Raw genomic sequence first — 13,655 nt, forward strand, 5'->3', positions numbered from 1 at the left:
TAAAAATAACATTTAAAGAGGATTATAAAAAATCCTAGTAAAAGAAAATTTAGTTTATAAGCACTTCTAAAAATAACATTTAAAGAGGATTATAAAAAATCCTAGTAAAAGAAAATTTAGTTATTAAGTATATTTGTAATTATGAATATACATAATAACTAATTTGGGTTTAGTTTAACTAACAATAATTCCTAACATATTAATGCAACCTTATAACTATCCGAAGGCTGGGAATTAAGTGTTTGACCCTCTTTTTCTGCTGCAAATTTTAAAAAATCAAATCAAATAGGAAGGGATTTTATCGTCAGAATGCTAATCAAAATCTCTGTAGATAGAATCTCATGGGTTTGACAACTTGAATTAGACTGTGTATAGGTAAAAGTGATAAACCATTGATGTAATGGATAATTTCCAAGCATTAGTACATTTATTTTATGTGTTTGGTAATCATTCCTACATCTGCTCGTGCTGCTGACTTTCAGTTGTGATGTCTGCCGCAATGCAAGGCTAAACCAAACAATCTACTAAGTATCTGGCTCATGGAGACATCAAGATGATTGAAAATAACAAACATACTCCAGACGAGAAGTATCCCAAATCCATAGAGTATAAAGGACGAAAAATTACCTTTTCTAAACTGCCAATTTCTGATAAAAGCCAAGAGATTTTACAGGTATTAAAGGTTGAAGTAGATAACAAAGCGTTTAGAGTCTTAGAGTTCCGTGATGGAGCATTTGAGTCCGGTTTATTACCATATTCTTCATACTCATCGCTGGTTGAGTTGGTACAAGACGTGATTGATAACACACCGGATTTCAGATAACAAGCAATCTTATATACACGGTTTATTCTAATTCACAATGCCTGGACCTTTGCTCCTAGTAATTCATTTCAAGCATCTAATTCCAAGCATCTAATTCCAAGCATCTAATAAAGGAATTGTCACTCATGACTTGTAGAAAAAACGTGAATTCTCTGACGACAGAGGAAAAGGCTGCTTTCATTAATGCTATTAAACTTATGAAAGCCGAAGAGTACGTGTACGTCGACGATCCAAACGATCCAGAACACGTACGTACCAGATATTCTAACATCACCAACACCTATGATAAGTATGTACTTGACCACTATGTCGTCGCGCGAACAGGAACACCAGGAGGTTGGGGGGTAAATGATGGGGTACGAAATGGAGCGCATCGCGGTCCAGCATTTTTGCCGTGGCACCGTGCGTTTATACGCCAGTTTGAGCTAGACTTGGACAGATTAGTACCTGGAGTAACATTGCCGTATTGGGACTGGGCGTCAGACGCGGCAGATCCTATGAATGCGGCCGTCTGGGCCAATGATCTTATGGGCGGCAATGGGTCTGGTACGGGTAACTTTGTTCAAAGCGGTCCGTTTGCTTATGATGCTTCAGACATAAATAACAGTTGGAATATCATTGATATATTCGGAAATAATACCGACTCATCGGGTATGCATTTTGGGTTAGTACGAAATTTTGGCTCTCGTCCTAACACTCCGGACTTGCCCACTCAAGCTGACATTGATGAAATTCAGCAGATCTCCATTTATGACAGCGGTAATTTCGATGCAACGAGCACAGAGGGTTATCGTAGCGCGAATGAAGGACGCATACCTGTCAATGGCAAAACACCTCCGCCCGGAAATACCCATAACCTCGTCCATGAATGGATAACTGGTTCTATGCTGCCTCCCACCTCACCCAATGACCCGGTCTTCTTTCTACATCATTGCTTTGTGGATAAACTGTGGGCTGATTGGCAAGCGCTGCATCCAACAGTGCCTTATGTACCTGGAGACACAGCAAGCGATGATCTCGAGGGTCACCGCTTGAGCGACACACTCTTTGGCTTGGGTACGCTGGTATCTGAGACGTTGGATCACCACGCTATGGGATACTCATATGATACAGATACGCCGCCTATAGTGACACCGACTAACACGACGTTAGTGTTTAATGCCACACCTGTAGGTAGTACAGCGGTGCGGGCTGCAACTTTTGACATAAGTCCTCCCAGTCCTGACAACAGTTTCTGTAGAGAGCTAATCTTTACTATCACGTCCGGCCCAACGGGTACAGGGTTTGGAACGCCTGACGGTGATAGGGTCGTCGTTAATAGAGACAATACCAATGTAGCGCAGGTTTGGTTTTCGTACACGGCTACCAGTGTTGGTAGCTCAGGTCCAGAAACCGCGGAAGTTAGCTGTGTGCAAACTGGGCAGACATGGCTCATCAGTTTATCTGCCACGACTATCCCCAAACCAACGGTCGCTACCGTTTTGGTGTTGGATAAATCTGGTAGTATGGCTTGGGACGCAGGCGATGGTCGGTTACGTATTGAAGTGCTTAAAGACAGCGCACCTGTATTCGTCGATCTATTAGGCGACGAGGACGGCATTGGTGTGGTGTATTTCGACAATGATGCGACTCTAGGGACTCCGATTGCGGTTGCGGGCGCAGTAGGGACTGGCTCTGGGCGTATAGCTGCGAATGAAGCCATCACGGATCAACCATCACCTGGCGGTTCGACGTCTATTGGTAGTGGAATTGAGTTGGCCAGTAGCCAGTTGGATGATTTGACACCTGGCAGCTATACTCATACCGCCATAGTGGTGCTAACAGATGGTCGCGAAAACCGATCGCCTTACATTGACGAATTGGATATTGGCATCATTAATGACAGTGTCTTTGGCATTGGCTTAGGAACGGCACTACAAATTGAGCCTGCTGCTTTGATTGCACTAACTGGTAGTGCGGACGGTTACGTTTTGATGACTGGCACGTTGGACTCCAATGATTACTTTACGCTTCAAAAGTATTTCTTGCAGATACTGTCAGGGGTTAAAAATACAGAGGTAGTGATGGATCCCGAGGGTTGGATTCAACCTGACCGCGAGATACGCATACCATTTGATCTTAACGAAGCAGATATCACAGTGGATGCAATCTTGTTGACGGGAGACGTTCTACCAGAAGTTTTTGACTATGTGCTTGAAACTCCGAGTGGCAAAATTATCGACCCAAGCATTGCCAAAGCTTCTGTTGAGTTAGCGTTTTCAGCAAGTGAACTTGTGCAGTTTTATCGCATGACTTTGCCGACCGCTGTTGCAGGTTTCGAAGAACGTGAAGGTCAATGGCATGCAGTCCTTAATCTGAATGAAAAAGTATTCGCTAAATATTTAGCCAGCCTTGAAAACGACCGTGAAAAATTTGATGAGGTCAAAACACACGGGCTACGCTATTCTTTTAATGTGCATTCTAGTTCTGATCTACGCCTTAGAGCGCAGCTTGAGCAGGCTACCCGAGAACCAGGCGGCATGATAACTCTATCAGCTCAATTGACTCAGTACGAACGCCCACTGGATAATGGTGCGTCTATCCAAGCTGAGTTGGAGAGACCTAACGGCACTAAAATCAACCTAACCCTATCGGAGGTTGAGCCTGGTGTTTTCAATGTCGCATTCAATGCAGGGTCAGCCGGTGTCTATAAGGTGCGGGTTTTGGCGAAAGGTCAATCAATACAAAACAACCCCTTTACAAGGGAGCAGCTCTTAAGCGCTTCTGTCTGGATAGGCGGTGATGATCCATTCCCAAGCAGTAACACGGATGGATATGATCAAAAACTCTGCCATCTGCTTATGTGTTTGCTAGAGAAAGATAGTATTCGCAGCTTTCTCAAACGACAAAAGATTGATGCCGAAGAGGTGAGCGAATGCCTTAAAAAAGTTTGTGCAGATAACCGTCTATCAAAGTTACGACCAGAGGTTACTAACAATAAAGAATTGACCGATGCCTTGGTCGCGTTTGTTAAAAACCCAAACCTCATAGTAAAGTGGCTTAGAAATATAAAAAATAAGCCGTAAGCTTGTGGACGTATAGCAAGATGAACGTACAAAAAGCCAAAGGGACGATAAACTTCGTGCCTTTGGCTTTGCATTTAACGTATAAATGCTCTTTAGAAATTTCTATTTCAGAAGCTTCTATAGCTTTATTTAAAAAAGTGTCTAGATTTAGACAACTATCTGGTACCACTACTTTAGTAAATATTCAAGTACCCTGGCTTTCTTCTTATATTTAAAACATTCAAACCTTCTTTAATAACAAATCCCTACAAATAACAATGGTTTATTACCAACATGGAATAACTACTATGAAATAACTGTGTTATATTCTAATAAAAGAATACGACTGTGCACTCATTGGTCATTAATAATTACTCCTCAATAATACAAGGAAGTTTTTTATGTCAAAGTCAGATGTTTCGGACAAGAAAGTTGCTTTAGTAACAGGGGCGCTTGGTGGAATCGGTACGGCTATTTGTGAGAAATTAGTGACTAGTGGCTATCATGTTATTGCGACCTTGAGTCAAGAAGATCCTGAGCGTACAAAAAAGTGGTGTGAAGATAATGGGTTTGATTCAAATAACTTTGAGTTTTTGGCTGTTGATTTGAGTAATCATGAAACCGCGATGGCGGCGATTCAACAGACAATCGATAAGTACGATAGCATTTATGCTTTGATAAATGGAGCAGGTATCACTCGTGATAGTAGTTTCAAAAAAATGAGCTTTGCGCAGTGGCAGCAAGTAATAGAGACTAACTTGACGTCTCTTTATACTATTGTCCATCCAGTTTTCGTCAAAATGCTAGAACAAAAAACCGGCCGCATCGTCAATATCAGCTCGATAAATGGCTTACGTGGTCAGTATGGGCAGACGAACTATTCAGCTGCCAAAGCAGGCATTATTGGATTTACTAAGGCGCTAGCATATGAGGGGGCTTCTTCATCAGTGACAGCCAACGTTGTCGCTCCTGGTTATACATATACACCTATGGTAGAAAGCGTGCCTGAGCATATTATGGATAAAATTAAAGAAACCATCCCAATGAGTCGTTTGGCTAGTGCAAAAGAAATCGCAGCTGCTTGTATGTATCTTATCAGTGAGGATGCCATATTTGTCACAGGTGAAACCATATCAGTAAATGGTGGTCAATATATGTCTTAGTTCTATTGTTAAATAAGCCGTGTTTGTTACATTACTCAATAAAGCGACAAACTTAATAACATTATAATGTTTTCTTAACGTTTAATACTTATGACCCACTCTCAACCGTCAATATACGGAGCAACAACATGTCACAACAGACCCCGCAAGATTATATGAACCAGTTCAACGAAAATGCAAAGAAAATGTTCGAGCCTTGGACAAAGCTAAACCAATCATTCGATACAAGGAGTAATGATATGTCACAGCAGACCCCGCAAGATTATGTCAATCAGTTCAATGAAAGTGCACAGAAAATGTTTGAGCCTTGGACCAAGCTTAACCAAGCTTTTTTAAAAAATGCTGAAATGATGACTGAGTTTTCACTTAGCACTATTAAGACCTACGCAGAAATGGGTCTAGAGAATATGCGTCAAGTTTCTGAAATAGATTCTCCAGAATCTGCCAAAGACTTTAGCAGTAAGCAAGCAGAGATGCTTAATACCATCAGTCAAAAAATGCTGTCAGATGCTCAGCGCATGACAGAGCTTGGCAGTAATATGCATGATGACGTTATGAAAGTCCTAAGTGAAGTTCAGGGTCAGACCAGTGAGCAGATGCAAGAGAACATGCAAAAAACTGCTAGTCAGGCTACAAAGACAGGCCAAGAGTATGCGGCAAACATGAATAAGATGGCTGAACAGTTTACTGAGCAAGCCACAAAAGCTGCAAAAACTGCTACTGGCGCAAATGCTAAATCAGACGCCAAAGCTGATACAAATACAAACTCCAATACTAAGACAAATGCAAAGACTGGTAACAGCAGTACTGGTAAATCAACAAATAAGTAATTGTAATTACTGATAAATTTAAACATCTTATTGGTTGTTATTGATAAGATATCATGTAATTATTAAACATAAAAGGTGGGTTAGAGTAATTATTAAACATAAAAGGTGGGTTAGAGAACTCTATCCCATCTTTTTTCTATTGTACTAGCTGTGTTAAGTCAGTGTGCTTGTATTTTCGTACAAACTAGATATATTTTATAACTATATATTATTTAAAGCCAAATGTTGCTTAAAACCAGTATCGTTCATAGATAGGAAAATAGGTAGAGATATGGATAATCGTAAGTCCGATAAGGATCATCAGCAGTCCGATGACAAAGCAAGTAAGTCATCGCACGAGTCGAATACACAAGACAGTCGAAATAATCAAAATAACCAAGACAGCACTAGTAGTGCCTTTAATTTTAGTAGCTTTGGCCAACAATACTTAGATCAGTTGAACCAAGTGAATCAACTCAATCAATCTTTATTTGATCAGTCTAATCAAGCTTCAAACCCATTTGAAGCCAACATGAAGCTGTGGCAAAATTCAATCAATAATTTTGGCAATTTTATGATGCCAGATGCCACTGGAAACGTTAATTCGCAAAAGTCAGACTCACGGCAAGATGATAAAAATAAGAACCAACAGAGCGCTGATAAAGACATGGGAGATCTTAACGAGTTGTCCCAAAAGTTTTTTAGCGAAACGTTAAAACGAGTCGGCCAAGATGACAATATAAGCCAATCTTTGATGCTCAATATGATAGATGGATGGCAGAAGTTTAGCACAGGCGTAGCAGACAAAAGCCCTACTGCATTAATCGAACAACAGATGAATCTGTGGAAACAACAGTTCCAGCTGTATCAAAACACCCTGATGAAGGGGTCAGAAGACCAAACACAACCTCTTGTTACCCCAGAAAAAGGCGATAAACGCTTTACAGACGAAGAATGGACCAACAATCCTATTTTTGACTTTTTAAAACAAAGCTATCTGCTAACCGCTAATGGCATGATGGATACCATTGATAATACTGAAGGTGTTGATGAAAAAACTCGCCAGCGCTTATCATTTTTTACTCGTCAATGGTTAAATGCAGTGGCGCCAAGTAACTTCTTATGGAGTAATCCTGAAATACTGCGCTTGACCATGGAGTCAAAGGGGCAGAATCTAGTAAGAGGACTCAAGCAGCTAACAGAAGATATGGAAAAAAGCTCCAAAATGCTGAGCATTCGTATGACGGACCACGATGCCTTCAAACTTGGTGAAAACATCGCTACGACAGCAGGTAAGGTGGTGTTTCGTAACCGATTGTTTGAGTTGATACAATACAATCCAACGACAGCTAAAGTTCATAAACGTCCTTTATTGATTGTACCGCCATGGATTAATAAATTTTATATCATGGACCTAAAAGAGAAAAACTCATACATTCGTTGGGCGCTCAATGAAGGCCATAGTGTATTTGTGATGTCGTGGGCCAATCCAACGCGGGCTTATAAAGACGTCGATATGAAAGACTATATGCACGAAGGGTTGCTGACTGCTTTAGATGTCATTAAGGAGGTTACTGGTGAGTCAGCTGCCAATGTCATCGGTTATTGCATCGGTGGTATGTTGCTGGCATTGACTTTATCTTGGTTAACTGAAAATAAGCAGGCAGATCGTATAGCCAGTGCAACTTTTTGGGCTACGATATTTGACTTTAGCGATCCTGGAGACTTAGGCGTATTTATTGATGAACGTACGGTGAGTGCGCTTGAACAAGAAGGAGAGCAGCAAGGGGTATTTGACGGACGTCTGATGGGTGCCGCCTTTAGTCTGTTACGTGAAAATAGCCTTTATTGGAATTATTATGTGCAAAATTACCTAAAAGGGGAGCGTCCAATTCCTTTTGATCTCTTATATTGGAACTCTGATGCCACCAACGTGACGGCCGCATTGCACAGCTTTGTACTACGCGAGCTTTATCTGGCTAATAGGATGATTAAAAAAGGCGAACTAGAATATGACGGTGTGAAGATTGATTTGTCAAAAGTGACTACCCCAACCTATGTCGTGGCGACATTGCAAGATCATATCGCCAAATGGAAAGGAAGCTATGCGTCTACACAAGTGCTGGGCGGTGATGTGACCTTTGTACTCGGTGAGTCAGGACATATCGCTGGTATTATCAACCCACCAACAGGCAAATATGGCTTCTACACCCATAAAGATTATGTCGCCGATCCTGATGAATGGTATGCCAAAGCAGAAAAGCACGATAAGAGCTGGTGGCTGCATTGGGGAGAATGGATCGACAAGCACAGCGCAGGCGAAGTAGACAGCAGGCAACCAGGTGTACAGCACACAGGTAAAGAATGGCAGGTACTATCTGACGCACCAGGAGAGTATGTACACGTTAGGGCGGATGAGGCTTTACGATCTACTAATTCCTAATCAATGTAAGCCTAAGCCTTATCCAATCAACAATGGTGGCAGTATATAAAAAACATTAACGTTAACTCAAAATTGGAACCACCTATGTCAGACATTATCGAAGAAAATATTGAAAATCCAGACAAAGCCGAAGTATGGTTAAGTCGTAGTAATCCCCATCATAGAGCCACAGGTTTGTTACCAAACTTTAAGGAGATGGTAAACCATCAGTTTTACAAAAATGAAAGTACTATAGACGAGCTCAACCTACAAAATATTTATAGGACAGATAGCGCTGGTTTGTTAATAGAGATTACTTGTAAGCATCTACAACAAAATCATCAACGAATCCAAGAAAGCATACAGACACTGAATCAAGACAAAAATGCCATTATAAAAAGTTGGCAAAAAACGTCTAACCCAAAAAGACTATGGCAAGAATGGTTAAGCTACAGCACAGATAGTAGTAAACGATTTTTACAAACAGTCGACGTACTCAAGGAGCGCGGCGATATTTTTCTTGAGCATGAGCTGGCTGGCTGCCCGCCAGTCTTAGATTATGATTATCAAGTGATCATGGATGCAAGTAAGTTTGAACGTCCGTGCAACTATGTCTTACTAAGAATAGAGCCACCTGAAGGGATTGTCACCAATGATAATGAACGCCCTTATATCATTATTGATCCTAGAGCTGGGCATGGGGCAGGTATCGGCGGCTTTAAACATGAAAGTCAAGTCGGTGTCGCCCTTAGCCAAGGCCACCCTGTATATTTTGTGGCGTTTAAGCGTCTTCCAGAGCCAACGCAAACCATTGCCGATATTACTTACGCCGAAGGAAAGTTCGTCCGTGAAGTTGAAAAAAGACACCCAAATGCAGAAGAACCAGTAATCATTGGTAACTGTCAGGGTGGATGGGCGGCGCTCATCTTGGCCGCGACCAATCCAGACATTACTGGTCCTATCGTCTTAAACGGTGCGCCTATCTCAGCTTGGAGCGGAGAGGTTGGGGTCAACCCAATGCGTTACAAAGCAGGCGTCAACGGTGGCACTTGGCTATCCATGCTTAGTGCTGATATAAATAATGGCGTGTTTGATGGGGCAGCATTGGTCGACAATTTTGAGAAAATGACCCCTTATCGAAACTATGTAGGAAAATACTACGATCTGTACAAAAACCCAGAGGCGAACCGTCAGCGCTTTCTTGATTTTGAGCGTTGGTGGGGTGGTTTTTTCTTAATGAACGACAAAGAGATTCAGTGGATTGTAGAAAATATCTTTGTTGGTAATCGCCTTGCTCGCAATACCGCACAGTTAGAAAAAGGCACAAATATTGACCTGCGTAATGTCAAAGCACCGATTATCGCTTTTGCCTCGCATGGTGACGATATTACTCCTCCTCCTCAGGCATTATCGTGGATTCTAGATGCTTATAGTGATGAGCGAGATGTCGAGGTTTGCGGTCAACGTATCATCTATATGATTCATGAGCAAGTAGGCCATTTAGGTATCTTTGTAAGCTCCAAAATAGCCAATCATGAGCATACAGGTATTGCCTCAATCATGGATATGATTGAAGTTTTACCGCCTGGACTCTATGAGTTAGATATTGACCGTATCGAGGGATCGGGGCAAGAAAAAACCTTTACCGTTGATCTAAAGCGTCGTACTTTTAAAGATTTAAGTCAAGCGCTAGGAGACGACCGAACCGATGAAGAGTTGTTTAAGGCAGTACATCGGTATTCTATGACTCAGACTCAAGCTTATGAGCATAATTTGCGTCCATTAGTAAAGGCTATGAGTAATGAGACTTCTGCTCAGTTTCTTCGTACTATGCATCCAATGAGACTTCAAAGAAGCATATGGAGTAGTAGAAACCCACTAGCAGTAGCTACTTGTCATTTGAGTAAAGCAATGGCTGGTACAACTGATAACCAGCAGAGCGAAGACTTCGTCCCTGCAAAAAAAGCCAAAAAAACGCACCATTCTTCTGATAGTTATGCCAGAGTGAAACTGCCAGCCATCGAATCTATGCAGCAGGACAACCTTTTCTTGCAAGTAGAGCAAATGTTTATGGATAGTGTCAGAGTGACGCTAGACTTTTGGCGAGATTGGCAAGGTAGGTACACAGAGAGTGTGTTTTTTGGAATTTGGTCCATGCCTTGGTTTCGCGAATACGGAAAATCTGTAGGCTCACGTCGTCTTTTGAACAAAGATGAATTGCATGAATTACCAAAGGTAGAGGAGGCGCTGACCAAAATCGCAGAAGGCGACTTTAATGAAGCTGTCGTGCGCATGATGATCTTATGCAATATTGTCGCTGATAATAACATAGACCGTGACCAGCTGATGCGTTTGACCGAAGTGCTTACTGAGCAAAAACCATTTACTCAGTTATCGCACGCTGATTTGGCGGCTATGATACATACTCAGACGCTTATCGTTCGTTTTGCTGAAGATGCTTCTATCAAATCATTAAGCACCCTAATAAAAGCAAAGTCAAAGCGCATCGAGGCCTTTAAGTTGGTTTGCTATGTGGTTGGTAATAAGTTAGAGGACAAGAACTTTGAAACGGTAACAATGATGAGAGATATTAAAGCGGTGTTAAATCTGACGGACGCTGATATTAAGTAATGATTTAGATAAAAGTGAAAGCCTCAAGTATTGGTTTACTTGGGGTTTTCGTTTTTTAAGCGTTTAGATGCCATACAAAAAAGGCAGGACTTAATCCCGCCCTTAATCGCTAATCTACAGTAGTAATCGTTATTTTGTAAAATGATCTTTTAGAAAATTTGCGGTCTCAGTGATTGCTGCTGTGGTCGCTGGTGTCTGGGCATAAGGGTTGAGCATGACAAAGTCGTGCGTCGTAAAATTATAACGTGTGCCTTGCGTTTTGACTCCTGCTAGCGTTAGTTTAGACGCAAATGCTTCTCCTTCGTCACGTAGTACATCGTTAGCATCCGTGATAACAAGTGCTGGTGGCAAGTTTGCAAGTGTCTTTTGATCGTAGTTCAGTGGCGATACTCTAGGGTTTGTGCTATCAACACCTTTGGGCAAATAGGCATCCCAAAACCACTGCATACTTGCTTTACTGAGCCATGGACCATCTTTAAACAACGAGTAAGACTCGCTAGTCAAGTCTGCGGTTGTGACAGGATAGAACATAACCATTGAATCAAGCGGCAGACCTTCAGCTTTGGCGCGTACGGCATTGACCGCCACCATTTGACCGCCTACCGAGTCACCTGCTATAGCCAACTGATTGCTATCAATACCGAACTTAGCCGCATTTTCTGACACATATTTGAGTACAGCATAAGTCTGATTGAGCTGCACAGGGTGTTTCTTCTCAGGTGCAGGACTGTATTCGACAAAGACCATCACTGCATTCGTTTGAGTTGCCAAATCACGCATGAGTCTTTCGTGAGTCGTAAAATTACCCAAAACCCAGCCACCGCCGTGGAAGTAGACCACGCCTGGTAGCATTGTGTCTTTCGTACCTTTAGGGCGCACAGTATAGACCTTAAACTTATCCCCGCGACCAACTTGGAAAGTAACTTGTTGGACATCTGCTGGTGGCATGGCCGTGACGCCCTTGGTTTGGGTATCAATCAAGACTTGACGCGCCTCTTCGTAAGGCAGCTGATTAATGGGAGTCGATCCCTTTAAGCTGTCGATAAATTGTTGCGTGGTCTTTTCTAAAACAACAAGTGGAATATCCGTATTAGGAGCTGAGATATCTTGACCAAAACTTAAAGTAGGCACTGCAAGAATAGCAAGGCTGGTTGCAAGCGTATGCAAGATCTTCATATAAATTCCTTTTATTGAATGATACTATAAGATAAATGGTATAAATAGTCATTCAGTCCCAAACGCAAGAATAGTGATTTAATCCAAAATATTAGACGTAAGGACATCAAATTATTCACTTTTCGACCTTACCATAGTGTTACAAAGTTGTTTTTATAAATTTGTAATAGCGATATAACTTTTATAAATTTGTAATAGCGATATAACTATGTGCTGTCTGTTCTTGTGGCCGTACTACTTTGGAATAAATAAGTTTCGCTAAATTTGTTCACGTGTTTAATCAATTCAGAGCAAAAGCGTTATAATGCTTATTCATCTTAAAAATCACACAATGCTACTAGGAGCGTTTTTGTTGCTTTGTCATGCTTATAGTCAAGCACACTAGATAGTTTCATATTAGTAGCCTGTGATAATCAACACAGTGATTTTATCCTGTACTCTTGTCTTCTATTAAAATGATGTGATATTGATTACAGATACGAATAAAATAACGCTATAACAAAATGGACAAAATATGGAATATAACCACATAGCGAGAGAGTCGTTAGGCTTCTTCCCGACACCACTAATTGAGCTCAAAGGATTAAGTAAAGCGCTTGATGGACCCAAGATTTTTATGAAAAGAGATGACAATACAGGTCTGGCATTGGGTGGTAACAAAACCCGTAAGCTTGAGTTTATCATCGGTGATGCGCTTGCCAAAGGTGCTGATACAATCATTACTGCAGGTGCGGCCCAATCAAACCATTGTCGCCAGACAGCCGCTGCGGCTGCAAGCTTGGGTCTTGAATGTCATTTAGTATTGGGCGGAGAAGAGCCTGAGCAAGTCAGTGGCAATCTGTTGCTAGATAAAATATTCGGTTGTCATATTCATTGGGCAGGTGTTAACCGTAAAGGTGAAGACATCCCCAAAATCGTTGAGCAATTAACTAAAGCAGGTAAAAATGTCTATGTGGTGCCTTATGGCGGCTCAAGCGAGCTAGGTGCTTTAGCATTTGTAGAAGCCTTTAAAGAGCTAGAATCGCAACGTGAAAGCATAAACGAAACATTTACTCATATCGTCTTTGCGTCTAGCTCTGGAGGGACACAAGCAGGATTAATGCTTGGGAACAAGATTTTCAACTCACCCTATCAGATTGTCGGCATCAATATTGATAAGGGCGAAACCGATAAAGTGCCTTTTGATCAATATACTGTCGCACTTGCTAACAGTACAGCAAAACTCATCAACGCAGATTACAAATTTTCAGAGTCCGATTTGATGCTTAATTCTGATTATGTTGGCGAGGGTTATGGTGTGGTTGGCACACTCGAAAATGAAGCCATTGAGATGACTGCGCAAACAGAAGGAATATTATTAGATCCGGTTTATACGGGTCGTGCGATGGGCGGACTCATAGATATGATTCGTACGGGCCAAATTAAAAAAACCGATCGTGTTTTATTTTGGCATACGGGCGGTGCACCTGCCTTATTTGCTTATTCAAGCGACTTGGATGTCACTCAAAAACGCGACTTGGATGTCACTCAAAAACGCTAACAAAACTACGTTTAAAATACTTAAAAAAAAGGCTATCCAAAGATTAT

Annotated in this window: 8 protein-coding genes; 7 read left to right on the forward strand and 1 reads right to left on the reverse strand. The window is 41.5% G+C overall.

Annotated features, from left to right (window positions below; translation table 11 throughout):
• The first annotated feature begins 553 nt into the window (after positions 1-553).
• The 6 genes from PENNN9_RS06985 to PENNN9_RS07010 all read left to right on the forward strand — a co-directional run bounded on the left by PENNN9_RS06985 (position 554) and on the right by PENNN9_RS07010 (position 10,892).
• The gene (locus tag PENNN9_RS06985; RefSeq protein WP_058368984.1) at positions 554-823 is read left to right on the forward strand and encodes a hypothetical protein; all 270 of its coding nucleotides are present in this window, start codon (positions 554-556) and stop codon (positions 821-823) included.
• A 125-nt stretch (positions 824-948) separates the two neighbouring features.
• Positions 949-3,888, forward strand: a complete 2,940-nt coding sequence (locus PENNN9_RS06990) for a tyrosinase family protein (protein ID WP_058368985.1) — start codon at positions 949-951, stop codon at positions 3,886-3,888.
• Positions 3,889-4,268: 380 nt separating this feature from the next.
• Positions 4,269-5,030 carry an acetoacetyl-CoA reductase gene (phbB, locus tag PENNN9_RS06995; protein WP_058368986.1) on the forward strand — a complete coding sequence of 254 codons (762 nt, stop codon included), beginning with the start codon at positions 4,269-4,271 and terminating at the stop codon, positions 5,028-5,030.
• A 128-nt stretch (positions 5,031-5,158) separates the two neighbouring features.
• Positions 5,159-5,860, forward strand: a complete 702-nt coding sequence (locus PENNN9_RS07000) for a phasin family protein (RefSeq protein ID WP_058368987.1) — start codon at positions 5,159-5,161, stop codon at positions 5,858-5,860.
• A 271-nt stretch (positions 5,861-6,131) separates the two neighbouring features.
• Positions 6,132-8,282 (forward strand): class I poly(R)-hydroxyalkanoic acid synthase, encoded by a 2,151-nt coding sequence (gene phaC / locus PENNN9_RS07005; protein ID WP_058368988.1) that lies wholly within the window; start codon positions 6,132-6,134, stop codon positions 8,280-8,282.
• Positions 8,283-8,366: 84 nt separating this feature from the next.
• The gene (locus PENNN9_RS07010) at positions 8,367-10,892 is read left to right on the forward strand and encodes a DUF3141 domain-containing protein (protein ID WP_058368989.1); all 2,526 of its coding nucleotides are present in this window, start codon (positions 8,367-8,369) and stop codon (positions 10,890-10,892) included.
• A gap of 129 nt (positions 10,893-11,021) precedes the next feature.
• Here the strand turns inward: PENNN9_RS07010 and PENNN9_RS07015 are convergent, their stop codons facing one another.
• Positions 11,022-12,068 carry an alpha/beta hydrolase gene (locus PENNN9_RS07015; protein WP_058368990.1) on the reverse strand — a complete coding sequence of 349 codons (1,047 nt, stop codon included), beginning with the start codon at positions 12,066-12,068 and terminating at the stop codon, positions 11,022-11,024.
• Between the two features lie 514 nt (positions 12,069-12,582).
• Between PENNN9_RS07015 and PENNN9_RS07020 the strand changes: the two genes are divergently transcribed.
• Entirely contained in the window at positions 12,583-13,608 is a 1,026-nt protein-coding gene (locus tag PENNN9_RS07020; protein ID WP_058368991.1) for a D-cysteine desulfhydrase family protein, read from the forward strand.
• Positions 13,609-13,655: the final 47 nt, after the last annotated feature.

The organism is Psychrobacter sp. ENNN9_III, assembly GCF_001462175.1.
Taxonomy (GTDB): domain Bacteria; phylum Pseudomonadota; class Gammaproteobacteria; order Pseudomonadales; family Moraxellaceae; genus Psychrobacter.